Here is a 20,737-nt window from a genome sequence, read left to right on the forward strand (position 1 = left end):
GGATGCGCCGGGAATGTCCGAAGTAAAGGATGTCAGCCAAAGACTAGGTGCGGTTTACCGTCCGCTGACAAGCGGTGCGGGACCCTGGTTGGGCGGGTAGGCGCAACTGGCACCTGGCGTGAAACGTTGAAGGAGAGAGCTGTGAGCACCGAGAACGACGGCGCGACGCCCCGGCGGCCGGACTTCCCGCCGCCGGACGCGGGAGCGAGGTCTCCGGTCGAGTCTCCTGAGCGCGCGAGCGGCGGAGCCGGCGGCGCCTGGCCGACGGGACCGGAGAGGCCGGGTGGTTCGGACGCTGCCGGCCCTCCGGGTGGCCCGGGTGCCGGGGGGCACGGTGGGGCGCGTACGGAGCAGTTCGCCGCGGTCGGCGCCGCGGGCGGCACGGGCTCCGGCGGCCACACCGGCCCCGCCGGAGGTCAGGCCGGGCCCAGCGGCGCCGCCGGTCCCCCCGGCGGCGCCGGCCCGCAGTGGCCCCCGCCCCCGCTGTCGGCAGACGCCTCCCCGGCGGGCGCCACACCGGCGAGCCCCGGCCCGGCGGGCTCGCCGCCCCCCACCCAGCCCGGCTGGGGCAGCGCCCCGCCGCCCGGCGGCACCGGCTGGGACCCGGCCCCCAGGCCCGCGGGGAACGGCGGCCGGCGCGTGGGCACGGTGGTCACGGCCACCCTCGTCGCCGCGCTGCTCGGCGGCGGCATCGGCGGCGGCATCGGGTACTGGGCGGCCGAGAGCGACGACTCCGGCAGCACGTCCACGACCGTCTCCGGCACGCAGGACGGCCAGAAGATCGAGAACCCGCCCGGCTCGGTCGCCGGCATCGCCGGCAACGCGCTGCCCAGCGTCGTGACCATCGAGGCCAGCGGCGGCGGCGGTGACGGCGCCTCCGGCGAGGAGGGCGCGGCCACCGGCACCGGCTTCGTCTACGACAAGCAGGGCCACATCCTCACCAACAACCACGTCGTGGCGGGCGCCGAGGGCAGCGGGTCGCTGACGGCGACGTTCTCCAACGGCAAGACGTACGACGCCGAGGTCGTCGGCCAGGCCAGCGGCTACGACGTCGCGGTCATCAAGCTCACCGACGCCTCCGGCGCCAAGCTGACGCCGCTGCCGCTCGGCGACTCCGACAAGGTCGACGTCGGCGACCAGACCATCGCCATCGGCTCGCCGTTCGGCCTGTCGGGCACGGTCACCACCGGCATCGTGAGCGCCAAGAACCGCCCGGTGGCCTCCGGCGACGCGAGCGGCCAGCAGGAGTCGTACATGAACGCCCTGCAGACCGACGCCTCCATCAACCCCGGCAACTCCGGCGGTCCGCTGCTCGACCACGACGGCAACGTCATCGGCATCAACTCCGCGATCCGCCCGGCGGACAGCGGCAGCCCGTTCGGCGGCGGCCAGGGCGGCAGCATCGGCCTGGGCTTCGCGATCCCCATCAACCAGGCGGACCGGGTCGCGCAGAACCTCATCGAGACCGGCGAGCCGGTGTACGCGATCATCGGCGTCTCCGTCGACAACTCGTACCAGGGCAAGGGCGCGAAGGTCAGCGAGTCGGGCAGCGACTCGACGGGCGACCCGGTGACGCCGGGCGGACCCGCGGCCGACGCGGGGCTGCAGCCGGGCGACGTGATCACGAAGCTGGACGACACGATCGTCGACAGCGGACCGACGCTGATCGCCCAACTCTGGGCGCACGAGCCGGGCGACAAGGTGGAGATCACCTACGAGCGCGGCGGCGACCAGAAGACGACGCAGCTCACCCTCGGCGAACGCGAGGGCGACGGCTGACGCACCAGCGCCGCACCCCGGCGGCCGGTCACCCCGTGCGGGTGCCCGGCCGCCGTTGTGTGTGCGGGTGGAGGGCCGGGGGCTTCGGCGGTACGGGCGGGGGTCACCGGTGCCGCGTGCGGGCTGCCGGGACGGGGCCGTTTACGGTCACGGGCGGCGGGCGGCGGGCGGCGGGCGGCGGGCGGCGGGCGGCGGCGGCGGCGGGCGGCGGCGGCGGGCGGCGGCGGGCGCCTGCGCGGTGCGTCGTGCCCGCGATGCGCAGTGCCCGCGATGCGCAGTGCCCGCGATGCGCAGTGCCCGCGATGCGCAGTGCCCGCGATGCGCAGTGCCCGCGGGGCGGGGGTCCGGGCCGGGTGTTCGGGGCCGTCCCTCGTCAGCCCCGCCCCTCACCCGGCCCGGACCGGCTCTGCCCGGGGCCCGTCACTGCCCCGGCCTGAACCTCCCCGCACCGGCCCGGCCGGCGGCCGGGCCCGGCTGCTCACCGGGCCGGCTGCTCACCGGCCCGGCCGGCCGCCGGACTTGCCGGTCAGCCCTTGCGGGCGGCGGCCTCGGCGCGCACCTCGGCCCACGCGGCCTCCTTCAGCGCCATCCGCGCCGCCGGCAGCCGGCCGCCCGTCGTCTGCCAGTACGGATGCGTGGACACCCGCACCGACAGCCGCAGCAATCGCCGCCGCAGGACCGCCGTTTCGCTGGCGCTGTGCCGGGGCTCTTCGGCAAGCCTGCGGTACACCGCGTACCAGTCGCGCTGGGTCTGGACGAGGTCTTCGGGGAAGGTGTGGGTCACGCAGATATTCTGACACGTGTTCGATTTTTGAGTCACGCGTATTCACCGGATCCCCTCCCGCCACCGCCGCCCGCCGCCCCACCGCGACCGTCGGCGTCTCTGTGTCCGGCGCCCTGACCTGCCCGTACTCCCCCGGTTCCGGAACGCCCGCCCCACGCCTGCGACATGAACCCGCGCCACGCCCGGCGCGCCGCCCCGTCCGGCCGCGGGACGACCCGCGGTGGGCGCGTGGCGGGCGGCAGGCTGCGGCAGGCCGCGGCAGAAAACCGTTCGACAGCGCGGGCGTCCGGGGGATGGGATGAGGCGGACCGCAGGCCGGGAGGAGAGTCGTTTGCCGTCCGAGACCACCGCCGGCGCCACCGCAGCCATCGCAGCCGCAGAAACCGCAGAAACCGCAGCCGCCGTCGCCGGCGGAGCCGCCGCGGGCGGCCCCGTCGTCACCCCCGCAGTCGACGAGGCGCTGGCCGGGCGTCTGCTGGCGGCGCAGTTCCCGCGCTGGGCGCATCTGCCGCTGCGCCCCCTGCACTCCGGCGGCTCGGACCACCTGATCTTCCGGCTCGGCGACGCCATGTCCGTACGCCTCCCGCGCGGCGACTGGGCCGCGGGCCAGGCCGAGAAGGAACTCCTCTGGCTCCCCCGCCTCGCCCCGCACCTGCCGCTGGCGGTGCCCGCCCCGCTGGAGGTCGGCGAGCCGGCGTTCGGCTACCCGTGGCACTGGTCGGTGTCCCGGTGGCTCGACGGCCGGACGGCGACCCCCGAAGGACTGGCGGATCCGGTGGAGGCGGCGGCGGACGTGGCGGCGTTCCTGGGCGCGCTGCAGGGCCTTGCGCTGCCTTCCGACGCGTCGTACGGGCTGCTCTCCCCCGCGGTGCCGCTGCGGGACCGCGACCGTACGACGCGGGCGGCGATCGCGGCGGTGGGTGCGGCCGGGGCGTTCGACGCCCGCGCGCTGACGGCGGTGTGGGAGGCGGCCGTCGAGGCGGGGGACCGGGACGGGCCGCCGGTGTGGTTCCACGGCGACATGCACAACGGCAACCTCCTCACCCGCGCCGGCCAGTTGAGCGCCGTCCTCGACTTCGGCGGCCTGGGCGTCGGCGACCCGGCGTGCGACCTGGTCATCGCCTGGACCCTGCTGGACGCCGGGCCGCGCGCGGCGTTCCGCGAGGCGCTGGGCGCGGACGACGCGGCGTGGGCGCGGGGGCGGGGGTGGGCGCTGACGACGGCGCTCAGCGCGTACACGGCGTACGCGGCGACGAACCCGCTCGTCGCCCGCAACACGACCCGCCAGATCACCGAGGCCCTGGCGGACGCCACGCCGTGACCGCGGCTGCGAGGAGCGAGACGCATGGGCACTGACGGGACGCACATCGAGCCGGCGGGCGTGGCGGACTTCCACCAGGTGCTCGCCGACCACCCCCGGTACTGGGGCGAGCGCGACATGCGCGCGCTGCATCTGCTGGCGATGGTGCAGGAGTTCGGCGACACCTGCCTGGTCGCCCGCGCCGCGGACGGCATCCGCGGGTACGTCTTCGGCTTCGTCACCCCGTCCCGTACGGGATACGTCCACCTGATCGCCACCCGCGACGACGCCCGCGGCACGGGACTGGGCCGGCGGCTGTACGGCGCGTTCGCGGCGGCGGCGACGCGGCAGGGGGCGGAGCGGCTGAAGGCGATCACGTCGGTGGCCAACGCGGGGTCGCAGGCGTTCCACCGCGGGCTGGGGTTCACGGCGCGGGTGGCGGAGGACTACGACGGGGCGGGGCGGCCGATGGTGGTGTTCGCCCGGAACCTGCCGCTGTAGCGGCCCTCAACTCCCGCAGCAGGAGCCGGCCTCGGGGCCGGCCTCCTCGGCGAGCCGCTCGGCGTCGCCCTTGACGACGTACACCTCCCAGGGCTCACGCCCGGGCCCGTGCACCCAGACCGTGTCCTGGAGGGCGGAGCAGCAGGAGGTGTCGTTCTCCTCGTACGCGGCCAGCCCCGCGTCCCGTAGCCGCGAGGTCGCGGCGGTGACCTGCTCGGCGGACTCGACCTCGACGCCGAGGTGGTCGAGCCGGGTGTCCTCGCCGGGCTCGCCTTCGATGAGGAGAGCTAGAGCGGGGGCTCGGCGATGGCGAAGTTGGCGGAGCCGGGGCGGCGCTTGGCGGGCTCGGTGCCGAAGAGCTTGGCGTGGAAGGCGACGGAGCCGTCGAGGCCGGCGACGCGGAGGGCGAGCTGGAAATGCTGCATGGCCTCGGACTGGGCGGAGAAGACGTTCGGCGCGCAGGCGGACAGGCTCGCGGCGGCGGCGCCGAGGAGGGGGGATCCACGCGATCCACTGGGGACAGGCCCGCCTTGAGCCGGACCGCACCTTCACGTGGCTGCACCACGAGCCGCTTCCCGTCGCCCCCGGGCCGCTGGACTGACCGTCCCGGGGCCTGCCGAACATCCGTGCTGGTCAAAAGGGTGCGGCGGAGAGTGTGGGATTCGAACCCACGGTGGCGGGGTACGCCACGCCGGTTTTCAAGACCGGTCCCTTAGGCCACTCGGGCAACTCTCCCTGCCGCCGCTCCGTGGCGGCAGGGACCAAGGCTAGCGGTTCGGGTGACGGCGTTGCGTGCGGGATGGCAGCGGGGTGTGGGGGTGGTGGGGCGGGGTTACGCGGCGGTGGGGGCGGCCGGGTCCATCCAGAAGATCTCCCACTGGTGGCCGTCCGGGTCGAGGAAGCTGCGGCCGTACATGAAGCCCTGGTCGTTGGGCTCGTTCGCGACGCCGCCGCCCGCCGCCAGCGCCTTGTCGACGATCTCGTCGACCGCCTCGCGGCTGTCGACGCTCAGGGCGAGGATCGCCTCCGTCGACGTGCCGGCGTCCGCGATCTCCTTCTTCGTGAAGCCCTTGAAGAACGGCTCGGTGAGGAGCATCGCGTAGATGCCGTCGGAGATGACGAGGCAGGTGGCGTTCTCGTCGGTGAAGTTCTCGTCGAAGGTGTAGCCGAGGGCGGTGAAGAAGGCCATCGAGCGGTCCAGGTCCTTCACGGGCAGGTTGACGAAGATCTTGTGCGGCATCGTGATGGCCCCTCTCCGGGCTGTGGTCGTCGGCTCTGGAGCACACTTACACAGGGATAGACGGAGTGGGGGCAGCCAACTCATCGGTGGGTCGGCCCGGCTTCCGGGATTTTTTCGCCGAGGTCTCCCGCCTGCGGTTCTGCGGCGGTTTCCCGTCACCGCGGCATGTGTCTCGCCGCCGATGCCACCGTCGCCGTCGCCTCCCGCTCCGGCAGGCCCGTCGTCATCGCGGCGCGAATGAGCGCTTCCGCTACGTCCCGGCCGTGGCCCGTCTCGTACGCGCGGCAGGCTGCCCAGAACAGGCGGGCGTTGCGTTCGCCCGGGTGGGAGGCGGCCACGAAGCGGATCAGGGCGTCCGGCCGGCGTTCTCCTCCCAGCGGGTGGTCGGCGTCCGGGGGTGGCGGCGGGGGGTCCGGTGGGGGCGGGGTGAGGAGGCGGAGCAGGGCTCTCGGGGCGGGGGCCGGGGCGCGGGCCGAGCGGGGGGCCAGGCGGTACGTGCCGTGCAGGGTGCGGGAGCCCGGCCCGGCCAGGTAGCCGCCGGTGCCGCGGACGTCGACGCCGGGCGCCAGGCGGCCCACCGAGTTGGGGACCGTATGGTCGGCGTGGCCCGTGAGCCAGATGTGACGGCCGCCGCCCGGGGTGAGTATCACCACCGTCGGCGGCAGCACGATCCCGTGCGTCGCGAGCAGCGACTCGAACACTCCCCGCGCGTCCGTCCCCGGTTTCACGTCGAGGTCCAGCCCGATCAGGTGATGTGGCGGCCGGCCGCAGGCGATCCCGTACCCCGTCGCCCAGGGCGCGGCGGCGAACAGGGTGTGGATCGCGTCGGTGTCCGTCGTCGCGTCGTACACGCCGTGGCCGATGCGCCCGCACTCCCCGCGGCAGGGCACCCGTGGCCAGTCAGCGTGGTGCGGGGAGCGGACAGCGGGCTGTTTCGCGCGGGACAGCGGGAAGACGGGCAGGCCGCGGCGGGCGGCGGCCAGCGCGGCGGTGAGGGCGTGGCTGTGTACGGAGCTGTCCATCCCCCTAGTCTCGTACAAGTGTTCGATACGCGAAAGTGGGCGGCTGTGCGGGTTTACCCGCCGCCGATCATGCCTGCGGGGGAAATGGGTGCAGGTCCGCGAATGTCCGGGGGCGCGTGGGAAACGATGCTCTCGCGACGTCGCACAACCGCCGGAGAGCCGGCCGGACCCCGGTCGGCTCCCGGAAACGGAACCGTCTTCCGTTACATAGGAGGAAGCAGATGGCACGCACTCGCACGGCCCGCATCCTGGCCGCGGCAGCTTCACTGCCGCTCGCTGTCGCGCTCTTCGGAGGGGTCGCGCACGCGGACAACGGGGCCGGGGCGTTCGCCAACGACGACTCCCACTCCGCGATCGTCGGCCAACTCGGCGGCGTCGGTGACGACAACTTCGGCAACAACGCCCAGACCCAGCAGGTCAACAACGGTGACGGCGGCTACAACGAGTCCAACACCGCCAACGTCCAGGGCTTCGGCAATGTCGTCGACCAGTCGGACACCGTGATCGCCTTCACCAACATCTGGTAAGGCTCACGCAGTTCGGGGTGCTCATGGGGATGGCCGCGCGGCCGCACCGTCACGGTGCGGCCGCGCGGTCGCGTCCGGGCCGCCACTGGGGTTCGTCCGGCTCGTACGGGCCCGTGCGTTCCGCGTTCGGCCGCCTCCCTGCGTTCCGCGTACGTCCCGCGCCCCCGCGTCCCGCGTACGGGCCTCCCGCCGCCCTCCGGACGGCCCACCCGTGCGTGTCGCACCGGCCGCCCCGCCCGCCCGCCCCGTTCACTGCTCGGCATGCCTCCCGAGCCCCGCCGCACCACCCGCCGCCTTCTCGCCCCGCTCCTCGCCGCCGTCGCCGTCTTCGCCGGCGCACTCACCGGCAGCCCCGCCGCCGCCCCCGCCAACGCCAACGCCGCCCCCGCCGCCGTACCCGAAGACCTCCGCGACCCCCGCGACCTCGGCGCCCACGTCTTCCGCGGCCGCGCCTTCGACACCTGCCACACCCCCTCCCGCGCCGCCATGTCCGCCTGGCGCGCCTCCCCCTACGGCGCCGTCGGCGTCTACTTCGCCGGCCGCGGCCGCGCCTGCCCCGAGCAGCCGCACCTCACCCCCTCCTGGCTCCGTGCCGTCCACCGCATGGGCTGGCGCGTGCTCCCCCTCTACGTCGGCTCCCAGTCCCCCTGCGTCGTCGCCGGCAACAAGGACCACGTACGCATCGACCCCGCCCGCCCCCGCGGCCAGGGCCGCGCCGAGGCGCGCGACGCCGTGCGCGGCGCACGCGCGCTCGGCATGGCCCCGCGCAGCGCCCTCTACCTCGACATCGAGCACTTCCGCGGCTCCGCCGCCTGCGAGCGCACCACCCTCGCGTACGTCCGCGCGTGGAACGAAGAGGTGCGCCGCCTCGGCTGGTTCCCCGGGCTCTACAGCAGCGCGAACTCCGGCATCCGCATGATCGAGCAGGCCCGCCGCGCCGGGCAGGACGGGCTGCCGTCCGTGCTCTGGGTGGCCCGCTGGCGCACCGCGCCCTCGCTGTACGGTGAGCCGCGCGTCGACCCCGCCGCCTGGCGGCCGCACCGCCGGATCCACCAGTACGCGGGCATGGTCGAGGAGCGGCACGGCGGCAAGCGGATCGTCATCGACCGCAACGTCGTGGACGCGCCGGTCGCGATCATGGGCCCCCGGACGTAGTACCCCGAAGGGTCCGCCGGCCGCCCCTCCACCTACGGGAGGTCCGGCCGGCTCGGCACCTACTCCCTCGGGTGGAGCCCGCATCGCGACCTACGGGCGATCCGCATACCCGGGTACCGCTCCTAGCGTGGAGCCATGTCCACAGCCAGCACCACCGACGCCCCCGCGGCGGCGGACACCGCGCGACCGCCCCTGCCGACCTTCGCGGCGTACGTGCACCTGCGGGGACCGGTGCTGCTGCGCACCGCGCGCTCCCTGACCACCAGCCCGTGGGACGCCGAGGACCTGCTGCAGACCGCGCTGGCGCAGACCTACCTGGCCTGGGACCGCATCGAGGACCCGCGGGCCCTCGACGGCTACGTACGCCGCGCGCTGCTCAACACCCGCACCTCGCAGTGGCGCAAACGCCGCGTCGACGAGTACGCCGCGGGCGACGACCTCCCCGAGCCCGCCCCCGTGCCGGGCCCCGACCCGGCGGAGCACCAGGCGATGCGCGACGCGATGTGGCGCGCGGTGCTGCGGCTGCCGGAGCGGCAGCGGGCGATGGTGGTGCTGAGGTACTACGAGGACCTGAGCGAGGCGCAGACGGCAGCCGTGCTGGGGGTGTCGGTCGGGACGGTGAAGAGCGCGGTCTCGCGGGCGCTCGCGAAGCTCCGGGAGGACACGGGGCTGGGGGAGATGGCGCAGGCGGCCTAGGGGTCGCGCCGCGGCTCCCGCAGGGGATGCGCCGCGGCTTTCGTACGGGCCGCGCGGCGGCTCTTGTACGAGCCCGCGCGAGGGCCTGCGCGGGGACGTACACGGGGGGTACGGGGGCGGACAGTCACCCCTTCCCGAGGTAGTGACAAGGTGCCCGGTCACCAGCAGAATCAGCGCCACCGTCTACTGGCGCGTAACCGCTGCGTGTCTCTGCGTGTCCTACCTCAGGGAGGCCCTCCGTGCTGAGCACGATGCAGGACGTACCGCTGACCATCTCGCGGATCGTGACCCACGGCTCGACCATCCACGGCAACGCCAGGGTCCTCACCTGGACCGGATCCGGCGAGCCGCCGCAGTCCAGGACCTACGCCGAGGTCGGCGCCCGCGCCGCGCAACTCGCGTACGCGCTCCGCGACGAACTCGGCGTACGGCAGCAGGAGCCGGTCGGCACCCTCATGTGGAACAACGCCGAGCACCTGGAGGCGTACCTCGCGCTGCCCGCCATGGGCTCCGTACTCCACACCCTCAACCTCCGCCTCGATCCGCGCCAGCTCGTCTGGATCATCAACCACGCCCGCGACCGCGTCCTCCTCGCCAACGGCACCCTCCTCCCCCTCCTCGCCCCGCTGCTGCCGCACCTCCCCGCCGTCGAGCACGTCGTCGTCGCGGGACCCGGCGACCGCGCGGCCCTCGACGGCACCCACGTCACCGTCCACGACTACGAGGAACTCCTCGCCGGCCGCCCCGAGTCGTACGACTGGGCCGTCCCCGACGAACGCGAGGCCGCCGCCCTCTGCTACACCTCCGGCACCACCGGCGACCCCAAGGGCACCCTCTACAGCCACCGCTCCGTGTACCTGCACTCCCTCGGCGTCCTCGCCGCCGAGTCCTTCGGCATCACGGTCCACGACCTCGCGCTGCCGATCGTGCCGATGTTCCACGTCAACGCCTGGGGGCTGCCGCACGCCGCCTTCATGGCCGGTACGTCCCTGCTGATGCCCGACCGCTTCCTCCAGCCAGGACCGATCGCCGAGATGATGGAGACCTGCCGGCCCACCATCAGCGGTGCCGTCCCCACCATCTGGCAGGCCCTGCTCAACGAACTCGACGCCCGCCCCCGCGACGTCTCCGCCATGCGCACCGCCATCGTCGGCGGCACGGCCTGCCCGCCCCAGCTCATGAAGGGGTTCGAGGAGCGGCACGGCATCCGTGTCGTGCAGGCGTGGGGCATGACGGAGACCTCGCCGCTGGGCTGCATCGCGCACCCGCCGGCGGGCCTCGAACCGGCGGAGGAGTACCCGTACCGGCTGAAGCAGGGCCGCTTCCCCGCCACCGTGGAGGCGCGGCTGCGCGGCCCCGACGGGAGCCTGCTGCCGAAGGACGGCGAGTCGGCGGGGGAACTGGAGGTACGCGGGCCGTGGATCGCGGGCGCGTACTACGGCGGCGCGGACGGGGAGCCGTTCCGGCCGGAGGACAAGTTCAGCGAGGACGGCTGGCTGCGCACGGGCGACGTCGGCACGATCACGGCCGACGGCTATCTGACGCTGACGGACCGGGCGAAGGACGTCATCAAGTCGGGCGGCGAGTGGATCTCGTCGATGGAGCTGGAGAACCACCTGATGGCCCACCCCGACGTCGCGGAGGCGGCGGTCATCGCCGTACCGGACGAGACGTGGGAGGAGCGGCCGCTGGCGGCGGTGGTGCTGCGCGAGGGCGCGGAGGTGTCGGATGAGGAGCTGCGGGCGTATCTGGGGGAGCGGATCGCGAAGTGGCAGTTGCCGGAGCGGTGGGCGCGGATCGGTGAGGTGCCGAAGACGAGCGTGGGGAAGTTCGACAAGAAGGTGCTGCGGCGGCGGTACGCGGACGGGGAGCTGACGGTGACGCGGCTGTGAGGGGCGTCGGTGCGGGGCCGTAGAGATCGGGGGGCGAAAGCGCGGACGGCCGCCGTGCCGGCTAGGTGGTGCCGATCTTGGCGAGCAGGTCGACGATTCGGTTCTGCACCTCCGCGCTCGTCGACCGCTCCGCCAGGAACAGCACCGTCTCCCCCGACCGCAGCCGCGGCAGTTCGGCGCGGTTGATGTCCACGGCCGTGTAGACCACCATCGGGGTCCGGTTGAGCATCCCGTTCGCGTTCAGCCAGTCCACGATGCCCGTACGCCGGCGGCGGATCCGCATCAGGTCCATCACGACCAGGTTCGGCCGGAAGCGGGTCGCCAGGTCCACCGCGGCCTCGTCCGACGTGGCGTGCATGACCTGCATGCCGCGCCGCTCCAGCGTCGCCGCCAGCGCGTCCGCGATGTCCGGGTTCTCCTCGAAGAGGAGCACGCGCGGCGGGTGCTGCTCGCTGTCGCGCGGCGCCAGCGCCTTCAGCAGCACCGCGGGATCCGCCCCGTACGCCGCCTCCCGCGTCGCCTGCCCGAGACCGGCCGTGACCAGCACCGGCACCGACGCCGCCACCGCCGCCTTGCGCAGCGACTGCAGCGCGGTGCGGGTGATCGGGCCGGTCAGCGGGTCCACGAAGAGCCCGGCGGGGGAGACGGAGATCTGCGCGTCCAACTCCTCGCGGGAGTGGACGACGACGGGGCGGTAGTTGCGCGCGGTCAGCGCCTGCTGCGTGGCGGCGTCGGGCTCGGGCCAGACGAGCAGCCGGCGCGGGTTGTCCAGCGGCTCGGGCGGCATCTCGTCGTCGAGCCGCAGCGGGGTCGTCTCGGGGTCCTGCGCGGCGACCTCGATGACGCCGTGGCGCCCGTCGAGCGGCTCGGGGCCCTCGGCGGCGGAGGCGTCGGGGGCCCCGATGGCGAAGGCGCGCCCGATGGCGTCGCGCCGGGCGGCGGTGCCGGGGCGGGGCGCGGGGCGGTGGGGTGCGTGGGGCGCGTGGGGTGCGTGCTGCTGCGGGGGCGCGTCCGCGGGGGGCGGGTTGCCGCCGTGCGCGGGCGCGCCGTCCGCGGGGGACCCGGCGCCGAGGCGGCGCCGGCGGCCGCCGGTGTGCTCGTCGGCGGCGTCGTACGGGTCGTGGGTGGGGGCGTGCGCGGGGTCGCCGGCGGCGGCGTAGGGGTCGTACGCGGAGTCGTGGGCGGGGTCGTAGGGATCGTGGGGGTCGTGAGTCGGGGCTCCGGTGGGGGTGCCGGTGTGCCGGCCGTGGGTGCCGCGGGGGTCCCGGGGGGTGTCCTCGGAGCGGTTCTGGGGGCCCGGGCCGTTCCGGGGGTCTTGGCCGCCCTGGGAGGGCGGGCCGCCTCGGCCGCCCTGCGTGGGTGAGCCGGGCTGGTCGACGTAGGCGACGCCCTGGCCGAGGGTGCGCACGCTGATGGGGCCCGACCCCTGCGCCGGCAGCGCCGGCATCGCGGGGGTCGCGGCGGAGCGGGCGAAGCGGGTGGCGCCGCCGCGGGCCGCGGGGGTCGCGGCGGAGCCGGACGCGGCCGGCTCCGCGCGGGGTCCGGGGGCGTCGGCGGGGGTGGCCTGGGCGTGCGCCGGGTCCGGGGCGTTGCGGGTCGGTGCCTGGGGCGCGGCCGCGGGCGGGGGGTCCTGCGCGGGGACCGTGGGCGGGGCGGGGGTCGCCTGGGCGGCGGCGGGGTCGGCGGTCGCGCGGCGCGGGTCGACGCCGCGGGCGGGGGTCTGCATCCCGTGCCGCGGGTCTACGGGCACGGGGGTGTGGCCGGAGGCGTGGGGGCCGGCTGCGGGGTTGTGGGCGGCGGGTGCCTGCGGGCCGGGCCGGCGGGGGACGTTGCCGCCGTGGGTGCGGGGGTCGCCCTGCGTACGGGGGCCGTCCTGGGCGCGCCGGTCGCCGGGGGCGTCCTGCGGGCGGCCGTCGCCCTGGGTACGGGGGTCGTGCTGGGCGGGCACGGCCGGGGTGTCGGTGCCGCGCCGGGGCTGCGGGGTCTCCGGAGCGCCGTGGGCGGGGTGCGGCGTCTGCGAGGTGCGTACGGTGCGGACCTCGCCCGTGTCGTCGCCGGTGGCGGCGCCGCGGTCGCCGTCGTGGGGGTAGGGGCCGGTGTCGGGGTCCTGCACCGGGCGGCCGGTGGCCCGGCGGGGCCGCGGGGCGGCGTACGGGGGCGGGGCGTCGTCGTAGCCGCCGGGGTGCTGGGAGTGGGGGTGGGGCCCGGTGTCCGGGTCGGGGGTCGCGGGACCGGGGGGCAGGGCGGGTGCGCCCTGCGGGGCGTCGGCGGGTGCGGCGGGGCGGCGGCGCCGGCCGGTGGGGTGCTGCGGCTGCGCGGGACCCACACCGCCAGGAGGCACAGGGGTGCCCTGCACGTTCCGTACGGCGGGGTCGGTGGTGCCCGGGGGCAGTTGCGGCGCCCCGGAGTGCTGCCCGGCGGGCAGTGCGGCGGGGTGCCCGGCCCCGCCCCGGTGCCCGGCGGGGTCGGCGGGCTCCAGCCGCCCGGCGGAAACCCCGCCGCCGGTGTCGCCCTGGCCGACGGAGGGCCCGCGTCCGGCACTTGCGGGCTCGTCGTACGCCCCGGCCGGGCCGGGTTCCGCGTATCCGCCGGGGTCGCCCTGCGCCCGTGCGGGCCCGCGGCCGGGGGGCGCGTCGTCGTATCCGCGGCGGTTGCTCTGCGTACGGGACGGGCCGTTGGGGGCGCCGGGGCCCGCGTAGCCGGCGTCGTCGTACCCGCCGGGGGCACGCGGCCCCGCGTACCCGCCGGAGTCGTTCCGCGTACGGGACCGGCCGTCGGCCGGATGCGCCGCGTCGTCGTACTCCCCTGTGACGGGGTCGCCGGGGTCGCCCCGGCCCGCGTAGGCACCCGGGTTGCCGCGCGTCCGGGGGCCGGGTGCGGCGGAGTTGCCGTACTCGCCCGCCGGGGCGTCGTGCCCGCCGGGCAACTGCCGCGCACGGGAAGGGCCGCGGCCGGCGCCGTCGTACTCGCCCGGGCCCGCGGTGTAGTCCGGCCCGGGGCGTCCGGACGGCGCCTGTCCCCCACGGGAAGGACCGCGGCCCGCGTCGTCGTATTCACCCGGGCCCGCCGTGTACGCGGGTCCGCCCCGGCGACCGCGCGCCGGGTGGCCGCCGGGGGCCGCCGGGTCGTCGTACTCGTCGGGGTCCAGCGGTTCGACCCGGCCGGGGGTGTGGCCTGTACGCGAAGGGTGGTCCGCCGGCTCCGCGTGCGCACCCGGGCCCATCTGGGCGCCGGGGCCGGTGTGGGCCGTGGGGCCGCCGGGGGGCAAGGGGCCGGGACCGGCCGGACCGTTGGGGCCGACCCGTCCGCCGGGACCACCGGGCGCCGCGGGGCCGACCGGCCCGCCCGGCGCGCCGGGTCCGCCCGGTCCTGCCTGACCACCGGGGCCGCCGCGTCCGCCGGGACCGGCGGGGCCGCCGGGACCGGCGGGGCCGCCGGGACCGGCGGGGCCGCCAGGACCTCCGCGGCCACCCGGACCTCCGGGCCCCATCGGGTCGTCCGGTCCCTCGGGTCCACCCGGGCCGTCGAACCCGCCCTGACCGCCGCGCCCGCCGGGGCGACCCCGGCCGCCACGCCCCTGCGGCCCGCCGTTACCGCCCTGACCGTCCGTACCCTCAGGCCCACTTGGGCCGCCGCGCCCGCCGGGGCCGTGACTCTCGTCGTACGCGACGGGACCGCCGCCGGGACCCTCCGGCCCGCCGTATCCGCCCGCGCCCGCGGGCACCCCCGGACCGCCGTCAACCTCCGGCCCGGCCGCTACGCCACGTCCACCCGGGACGCGGCGGGCCTCGGGCTCACCCGAACCGTCGTACGCACCCTGGCCGCCGGGTCCCGCGGGGCCGCCGGGCCCACCCGGACCGTCGTATCCGCCCTGGCCGCCGCGCCCGCCGGGGCCGCCCGGAGCGACCTGCCCCTCGAAGTCTGCCGGTCCGCCCTGCCCGCCTTCGGGTCCCTCCGGCCCCGCCGGACCACGTCCTACGGGCCGACGGCGGGCGCCCGTCGTGGGTTCGCCCGACTCGGCGCGGTCCTGCTGCGGTTGGCTGCCCGGGCCCTGGCCCACGGGACGGCGGCGACGGCCGCGACCCTGCGTACCGGGGAGGGCGTGCCCGACCGCCGCCGCGCCGGTGTCCACGGCGCCGGCCTCTCCCGCGTCGCCCGTACCGCCCGCCGCTGCGCCGTTCCCGTCCGCCGCGCCGTCCTGCGCGCCGTCCGCGCCGCCGTCACCCGGCGCCGGCGCACCGTTCCCGCCGTCGTACGCGCCCTGCGCCCCCTCGGGCACCGCCCGCCGCCGGCGTCCACCGGCCCCGCTCGTCTCCTGCGGCGGCGTCGGGCCACCGGGAGCCGCCCGCCCGGCGACGCCGCCGACCGCCTCGGGTGCCGCCGCTCCCTGCGGCGTACCGTGCCCCGGCGTGTGACCCGGATCCTGGACAACCGCCGGCCCACCGGCCTCCGTTGCACCGGCCCCGCGACCGCCTGCCGCACCCGCGCCGCCGCGCCCCGCACCGTCATCCGCACCCTGCCCCGGCGGCAACCCCGCCACCGCAGCGCCCTCCGCGGGCGCCCCGGCACCGGGCCCACCGGACCCACCGGGAGCCCCGGCCCCCGCCGGCACCCCGGCCGCCGGTGTCGCCCCGCGCCGGCGCCGGCCCGTACCCGTACCCGTACCGCCGACACCCGTACCGCGCGGGGGCGTTCCCGCGCCGTCGCCCGACTCCTCCGCCGCGGGCGCGCCGCGGCGCCGCCGCCCACCGCCCGTACGCCCGGCAGCACCGCCACCGGAAGCCCCGCCCCCGGAAGACCCGCCCCCGGCCGTACCGTTGCCGACAGCGCCACCCGAACCACCCGCAGACCCGGCAGCCCCACCAGGCCCGGCCAACTCACCCGAAGCCCCCGACCCAGCCGACGACCCCGAAGCCCCCGAAGAAGCACCTCCCGAAGCCCCGCCCCGCCCCGGCGCCTCCGCGCCCGGCATCACCGTCGTCTCGTTCCCCGTGTCCCGGACGCGCCCCGAGGTCTCCCGCCCCCGCGCCACCCGCGCCGCAGGACCCGCCGACTGCACCGGCACCTCCAGCAGATACGCACCGCCGCTCTGCCCCGGCACCTCGTGCGTCTGCAAAATCCCGCCGTGCAGCAGCGCCACGCCCCGCGCCAGCGGCTCGTGCACCGAATCCGCCCCGGCACCACCAGAATCGGAACCGGCCGCGGCACCGCCACCGACCCCCCGCGGCCCCTGCACCTCTATCCGCACCACATCGCCCCGCCGGGCCGCTGCCACGACCACCGGTGCGTCCGAAGCACCCGCCGTCCGCTGCCCGGTGGCGTCGACCCCCGCGACCTCCGCGATCAGGTGCGCCAGCGCCAGCGCCAGCCACCGCCCGTCCGCCTCGATCTCCATCTGCGGCGCGTGCACGACGAACTGCGCCCGCCCGGGGCCGATCAGCTCGTCCGCACCCTCGGTCGCGGCGTGCACCACGTCCTCAAGGTGCACCGTCTCCACCGCAAGACGGGCCTTGCCGGTGTCCAGCCGCTGGAAGTCGAGCACGCTGTCGATGAGCGCGGTCATCCGCCCGTAGCCGGCGGAGAGGTGGCGCAGCGTCTGGTTGGCCTCGGGCCAGAGCTGTCCGGCCGGGTCGTCGACGAGCGTGTTCAGCTCCGCGCGCAGCGTGTCGAGCGGGCCGCGCAGCGCGACGTCGAGCACCGCCTGCAACTGCGCGAGCCGCGCCTCCAGCGCGTCGCGCCGCCGCCGGTCGGTGAAGGCGAGGACGGCGCCGACGAGCTGGTCGCCGTCGCGCACCGGGGCGGTCGTCATGTCCACCGGCACCGGCTGCCCGTCGCGGCCCCAGAGCACCTGGCCGCGTACGCGGTGCTTGCGCCCCGAGCGCAGGGTGTCGGCGATCGGGGTCTCCTCGTACGGCAGGGGGGTGCCGTCGGGGCGGGAGTGATGGATGAGGGGGTGGAGGTCGGCGCCGCCGAGTTCGCTGGCGCGGTAGCCGAGGATCTGCGCGGCGGAGGGGTTGACGAGGACGACCTTGCCGGTGGTGTCCGTACCGACGATGCCTTCGGCGGCCGCGCGCAGGATCATCTCGGTCTGGCGGCGCTGCCGGTGCAGCTCGGCCTCGATCTCGGCGGAGCCCGTGAGGTCCCGTACGACGAGCATCAGCAGCTCGTCGCCCGTGTAGTGGTGTCCTGGCGCGTACGGGGACTCGCCGCCGGGGCCGTCCTCCAGGTCGGCGCTGGTGACCTCGGCGGGGAAGGCGCTGCCGTCGGTGCGGCGGGCGGCCATGCGCAGCGGCTTCGTCCGCTCCTCGGGGCGCAGCCCCGCGTCGGGCGCGACGGAACCGGTGGTGTCGCCACGGGGGCGGCGCATGGAACCGGGGATGAGCTGCGGGTCGAAGTCCGGCAGCAGGTCGAGCAGCCCGCGGCCGACGACGGCGGCGCCGGGCCGCTCGAAGGTCTCCAGCGCGACGCGGTTGGCGGCCACGACGGTGCCGTTGGTGTCGACGAGGAGCAGCGCGTCGGGGAGTGCGTCGAGTATGGCGGCGAGGCGAGCAGCGCCTCGGGATGGCCGGCTGCTCACGACGAACTTCCTCCTCGACGACCGTTCTTGCTGTGCTGTGCGGCCGGCCTTCGCGCCGTCGCGCTCCCCGTACGCACCGCGTACACCCCGTGCGCGCCGGTGGCCGTGCCACGAGAGGAGTCTACGGTCCCCCGTTGCCCGGGGGACGGCGGATGAGAATCGTCACGCCGCCACCACAACTCCGCCGGGTTCCGCCGGGGAGCGGCCGGAGGGGGCCGGGTATCGCCCCGGCCGCCGCCGGTACGGGCAGCACGGCCCCGGGCGGCAACTGCCCGGCGCTGGCGGCAGCGTACGTGAAGATCGCGACCGGGGGACGGTCGGCACGAAGACAGAACGCGACGATTCCGGCAGCCGCGAAAGCCGCCCGACCGCAGTCGCGACCGGCATGGGGAGCCCGGGACCAACCCCCGCCAAGCACCCGGGAATGCACCCCGGCAGCCCGCCACCACGGCCCACCGCGACCACCGCGACCAGCGCCCGGACCGCCACCGGGACGACCCCCCGCACCCATCTCCGCCGCGTCGTCTCCACCGGCGGCGACCACCGCGTCACGCCCGCCGAGCTGTTCTTCGACCTCGTCTTCGTCTACGCCTTCATGCAGGTCACCACGCTCCTCGCGGAGGACCCGACCCCGATGCGCCTCCTCGGCGGCGGCGTGGTGCTCGCGCTGCTGTGGCGCTGGTGCTGCTTCGCCCGGCCGGGCAGCGTCGTACGCACCGGCACCGGCCCGCTCCTCGGCGTCCTGCTGACGGCGACGGCGGCGGTGCTCGTCGTGTCGCTGACGGTGCCGGAGGTCTTCGCGGGCGGCGAGGGCAGCATCAACGCGCCGCTGATCTTCGTCCTCTGCTACGGCGCGCTGCGCGTCCTGCACCTCGTCGCGTACCGGGTGACGCACCCGTGGCGACGACCGGCTGCGTACCACCCTCCGCGCCACCGCCCTGACGTCGGTCGCGCCGCCGTTCGTGCTGCTGGTCGTCGGCAGTTTCTTCACCGGCTGGACACAGATGCTGATCTGGCTCGCCGCGGCGGTGGTGACGGCGGCGGTGGTGGGGCTGCACGGGCGGGGGCGTAGAAGCGCGCGACCCGCCACAAGCGCCTCAACGCAACAAATGGCACGAACGAAAAGTGAATGCCCCCGCCGGGCGGGGCCGCGCCCCCCGTACCTCTGCCACGGGCGAATCTGCCCCGGGCAAAGATCCCTCCCCTTCCGGCCGCCTCCCGCCGACCGTGGAAGCAGGAAAGCAGCACCCGTTCACGAGGGAGGCACGATGACACCACCGGCCCGCACCACCCTGACACCGCGCGCGGAAGAAGAGGACGCACCGCCACCGTCGAGGTTCGACGACCACTTGGCCGCCCAACTCCTCGGCCAGCGCATCGTCCTCCTCGGCACCGAGGTCACCGACGCCTCCGCGAACCGCGTCTGCGCGCAGCTCCTCCTCCTCTCCGCCGAGGACCCGCGCACCGACATCGCGCTCTACGTCAACAGCCCCGGCGGCTCCGTCCACGCCGGCCTCGCCATCTACGACACGATGCGGCTGATCCCCAACGACGTGACCACGCTCGCCATGGGCTTCGCCGCGAGCATGGGGCAGTTCCTGCTCACGGTCGGCACGAAGGGCAAGCGCTTCGCGCTGCCGCACGCGCGGATCATGATGCACCAGCCCTCCGCGGGCATCGGCGGCAGCGCGGCCGACATCGAGATCCAGGCGGACAACCTCGCGTACAGCAAGACCCTCATGGAACGCCTCCTTGCCGAGCACACGGGCCAGGACCAGGCGACGATCTCGCGCGACGGCGACCGCGACCGGTGGTTCACGGCGGAGCAGGCGAAGGAGTACGGGATGGTGGACCAGGTCGTCGAGTCGCTCGCCGACATCCGCCCGGCAGGTTCGAAGCGACGGATGGGGCTGTGACCATGAGCCAGTACACGATCCCGAACGTGGTCGAGCGCACGGCGCACGGCGAGCGCGCGTACGACATCTACAGCCGGCTGCTCTCGGAACGGATCATCTTCCTCGGCACCGAGATCGACGACGGCGTCGCGAACGTCGTCATCGCCCAGCTCCTCCACCTGGAGTCGGCGAGCCCCGGCAGCGAGATCTCGATCTACATCAACTCGCCCGGCGGCTCGTACACCTCGCTGATGGCGATCTACGACACGATGACGTTCGTCGGCGCCCCCATCTCCACGTACTGCGTCGGCCAGGCGGCATCCACCGCGGCGGTGCTCCTCGCGGGCGGGGAGAAGGGCCGCCGCTTCGTACTGGAACACGCGCGGGTCCTGCTGGGCCAGCCGGCGAGCGGCGTGCGGCGCGGGACTGTGTCGGACCTGAGCCTGGAGGCGAAGGAGATCCTGCGGATCCGGACGCAGATGGAGGAGGTGCTGGCACGGCACACGGGCCACGAGGTGGCGACGCTGCGGGCGGACACGGACAGGGACAAGGTGTTCACGGCGCAGGATGCGGTGGCCTACGGTCTGGCGGACCAGGTGATCAGCAAACGCCACCTGTGAGGTTCCGGCACACCCGGCCTCGTCGATCCCCGGGAACAGCGTTTGGCAACCGGTTCGGAGCCAGTCGGTGATCATCTGGCTCACGGATCCGGATGAGAACGACGGCACCGTCGTGTCCACGAACGTGGGACGGCCGGCCTCTCGTCAGAGCGGCCGGCCGTCGAAGGGGCCGCCGGATCCGGGCTCGAAGGTGGTGCCGAGGTCGTACCGCGCGATTCCGAAAGGTTCAAAATCGGCATCGGCAAGGACGCGGTAGAGGAACTCAGAGGTGGACATGTCGTACCGGTCCCATGCGCCGCCGTCATGGGACCGCGCAAGGACGGGGTAATCGCCCGGCCGCTCGGCATCGATCAGCCAGAAGTACTCGTCGGCCCACTCGGTGGAGCCCCACTCGACCAGCCCCTTGCCGCCCGGCGCGTAGATCGCATAGGGATCGACGGCAGAGACGTCTCCGAGCTTGCTGTCCTGGTCGACCGACAGAGAAGCCCGCCACTGTGTCAGGAAGTCGAACGAGACGCCCTCGTCGCGCCCCAGAAAGTAGACGGAATCACTGAAGACGCCGCCGCCGAACGCCTCGTAGAGCTCCTTGTAGTCCGCCGGCAGCGGGACTCCCAGCTCTCCCTCGATTGCCGTCCAGTCGGTGGAGATCCCGAGTGGCTCCCACCCGGTCGCTTCGATCACTCGCTGAACCCACATACGGCAATCCTGTAGCCCCAGCCTTCGTTCCGATGTCCCTTGACACCCTCATC

15 protein-coding genes, 1 tRNA gene and 1 pseudogene are annotated in these 20,737 nt (G+C 75.4%); 10 read left to right on the forward strand and 7 right to left on the reverse strand.

Annotated features, from left to right (window positions below; genetic code table 11):
* Positions 1 to 141 precede the first annotated feature (141 nt).
* Complete coding sequence (locus CXR04_RS18790; protein ID WP_101423539.1) at positions 142 to 1,779, forward strand: S1C family serine protease; 1,638 nt, start codon at positions 142 to 144, stop codon at positions 1,777 to 1,779.
* A gap of 526 nt (positions 1,780 to 2,305) precedes the next feature.
* Here CXR04_RS18790 and CXR04_RS18795 read toward each other — a convergent pair.
* Positions 2,306 to 2,563: a hypothetical protein gene (locus CXR04_RS18795; RefSeq protein ID WP_101423540.1), complete on the reverse strand. Its 258-nt coding sequence runs from the start codon at positions 2,561 to 2,563 to the stop codon at positions 2,306 to 2,308.
* 331 nt (positions 2,564 to 2,894) lie between these two features.
* Here CXR04_RS18795 and CXR04_RS18800 point away from each other — a divergent pair, with 331 nt between their 5' ends.
* Both CXR04_RS18800 and CXR04_RS18805 read left to right on the forward strand, forming a co-directional pair.
* Complete coding sequence (locus CXR04_RS18800) at positions 2,895 to 3,884, forward strand: aminoglycoside phosphotransferase family protein (protein WP_101423541.1); 990 nt, start codon at positions 2,895 to 2,897, stop codon at positions 3,882 to 3,884.
* A gap of 24 nt (positions 3,885 to 3,908) precedes the next feature.
* Positions 3,909 to 4,364: a GNAT family N-acetyltransferase gene (locus tag CXR04_RS18805; protein WP_101423542.1), complete on the forward strand. Its 456-nt coding sequence runs from the start codon at positions 3,909 to 3,911 to the stop codon at positions 4,362 to 4,364.
* Positions 4,365 to 4,370: 6 nt separating this feature from the next.
* On the opposite strand, the pseudogene CXR04_RS18810 reads toward CXR04_RS18805, so the two are convergent.
* From CXR04_RS18810 to CXR04_RS18825, 4 genes and pseudogenes are all read right to left on the reverse strand, one after another.
* Positions 4,371 to 4,789 (reverse strand): annotated as a pseudogene (locus CXR04_RS18810) (ArsI/CadI family heavy metal resistance metalloenzyme).
* A gap of 222 nt (positions 4,790 to 5,011) precedes the next feature.
* Positions 5,012 to 5,099: transfer RNA gene (locus tag CXR04_RS18815), tRNA-Ser, on the reverse strand.
* Between the two features lie 97 nt (positions 5,100 to 5,196).
* Positions 5,197 to 5,604, reverse strand: coding sequence for a VOC family protein (locus CXR04_RS18820; RefSeq protein ID WP_101423543.1), 408 nt, complete (start codon positions 5,602 to 5,604; stop codon positions 5,197 to 5,199).
* Positions 5,605 to 5,759: 155 nt separating this feature from the next.
* Positions 5,760 to 6,626 carry a bifunctional DNA primase/polymerase gene (locus tag CXR04_RS18825; RefSeq protein WP_101423544.1) on the reverse strand — a complete coding sequence of 289 codons (867 nt, stop codon included), beginning with the start codon at positions 6,624 to 6,626 and terminating at the stop codon, positions 5,760 to 5,762.
* A 221-nt stretch (positions 6,627 to 6,847) separates the two neighbouring features.
* Between CXR04_RS18825 and CXR04_RS18830 the strand changes: the two genes are divergently transcribed.
* The 4 genes from CXR04_RS18830 to CXR04_RS18845 all read left to right on the forward strand — a co-directional run bounded on the left by CXR04_RS18830 (position 6,848) and on the right by CXR04_RS18845 (position 10,896).
* On the forward strand, positions 6,848 to 7,153 hold the full coding sequence (locus CXR04_RS18830) for a hypothetical protein (RefSeq protein WP_234380310.1): 306 nt from the start codon (positions 6,848 to 6,850) through the stop codon (positions 7,151 to 7,153).
* A gap of 261 nt (positions 7,154 to 7,414) precedes the next feature.
* Complete coding sequence (locus CXR04_RS18835; RefSeq protein WP_101423545.1) at positions 7,415 to 8,308, forward strand: glycoside hydrolase domain-containing protein; 894 nt, start codon at positions 7,415 to 7,417, stop codon at positions 8,306 to 8,308.
* A gap of 135 nt (positions 8,309 to 8,443) precedes the next feature.
* Positions 8,444 to 9,004, forward strand: a complete 561-nt coding sequence (locus tag CXR04_RS18840; RefSeq protein WP_047016684.1) for a SigE family RNA polymerase sigma factor — start codon at positions 8,444 to 8,446, stop codon at positions 9,002 to 9,004.
* A gap of 239 nt (positions 9,005 to 9,243) precedes the next feature.
* Positions 9,244 to 10,896, forward strand: coding sequence for a long-chain fatty acid--CoA ligase (locus CXR04_RS18845; protein WP_101423546.1), 1,653 nt, complete (start codon positions 9,244 to 9,246; stop codon positions 10,894 to 10,896).
* Between the two features lie 61 nt (positions 10,897 to 10,957).
* Here CXR04_RS18845 and CXR04_RS18850 read toward each other — a convergent pair whose 3' ends face one another.
* On the reverse strand, positions 10,958 to 17,473 hold the full coding sequence (locus CXR04_RS18850) for a PAS domain-containing protein (RefSeq protein WP_101423547.1): 6,516 nt from the start codon (positions 17,471 to 17,473) through the stop codon (positions 10,958 to 10,960).
* A gap of 424 nt (positions 17,474 to 17,897) precedes the next feature.
* On the opposite strand from CXR04_RS18850, the gene CXR04_RS18855 reads away from it, so the two are divergent.
* The 3 genes from CXR04_RS18855 (at position 17,898) to CXR04_RS18865 (ending at position 19,988) form a co-directional block, all read left to right on the forward strand.
* The gene (locus tag CXR04_RS18855; protein ID WP_234380311.1) at positions 17,898 to 18,545 is read left to right on the forward strand and encodes a low temperature requirement protein A; all 648 of its coding nucleotides are present in this window, start codon (positions 17,898 to 17,900) and stop codon (positions 18,543 to 18,545) included.
* A 196-nt stretch (positions 18,546 to 18,741) separates the two neighbouring features.
* The gene (locus CXR04_RS18860; RefSeq protein WP_101426463.1) at positions 18,742 to 19,389 is read left to right on the forward strand and encodes an ATP-dependent Clp protease proteolytic subunit; all 648 of its coding nucleotides are present in this window, start codon (positions 18,742 to 18,744) and stop codon (positions 19,387 to 19,389) included.
* Between the two features lie 2 nt (positions 19,390 to 19,391).
* On the forward strand, positions 19,392 to 19,988 hold the full coding sequence (locus CXR04_RS18865) for a ClpP family protease (protein WP_101423548.1): 597 nt from the start codon (positions 19,392 to 19,394) through the stop codon (positions 19,986 to 19,988).
* Between the two features lie 144 nt (positions 19,989 to 20,132).
* Here the strand turns inward: CXR04_RS18865 and CXR04_RS18870 are convergent, their stop codons facing one another.
* Positions 20,133 to 20,669, reverse strand: coding sequence for an SMI1/KNR4 family protein (locus CXR04_RS18870; RefSeq protein ID WP_159072345.1), 537 nt, complete (start codon positions 20,667 to 20,669; stop codon positions 20,133 to 20,135).
* Positions 20,670 to 20,737: the final 68 nt, after the last annotated feature.

The organism is Streptomyces sp. CMB-StM0423 (assembly GCF_002847285.1).
Classification (GTDB): Bacteria; Actinomycetota; Actinomycetes; order Streptomycetales; family Streptomycetaceae; genus Streptomyces.

Coding starts and splice junctions, on each gene's coding strand:
- CXR04_RS18805 (WP_101423542.1), top strand. CDS start 3,909: ATGGGCACTGACGGGACGCACATCGAGCCGGCGGGCGTGGCGGACTTC.
- CXR04_RS18820 (WP_101423543.1), bottom strand. CDS start 5,604: ATGCCGCACAAGATCTTCGTCAACCTGCCCGTGAAGGACCTGGACCGC.
- CXR04_RS18825 (WP_101423544.1), bottom strand. CDS start 6,626: ATGGACAGCTCCGTACACAGCCACGCCCTCACCGCCGCGCTGGCCGCC.
- CXR04_RS18830 (WP_234380310.1), top strand. CDS start 6,848: ATGGCACGCACTCGCACGGCCCGCATCCTGGCCGCGGCAGCTTCACTG.
- CXR04_RS18835 (WP_101423545.1), top strand. CDS start 7,415: ATGCCTCCCGAGCCCCGCCGCACCACCCGCCGCCTTCTCGCCCCGCTC.
- CXR04_RS18840 (WP_047016684.1), top strand. CDS start 8,444: ATGTCCACAGCCAGCACCACCGACGCCCCCGCGGCGGCGGACACCGCG.
- CXR04_RS18855 (WP_234380311.1), top strand. CDS start 17,898: ATGCACCCCGGCAGCCCGCCACCACGGCCCACCGCGACCACCGCGACC.
- CXR04_RS18860 (WP_101426463.1), top strand. CDS start 18,742: ATGACACCACCGGCCCGCACCACCCTGACACCGCGCGCGGAAGAAGAG.
- CXR04_RS18865 (WP_101423548.1), top strand. CDS start 19,392: ATGAGCCAGTACACGATCCCGAACGTGGTCGAGCGCACGGCGCACGGC.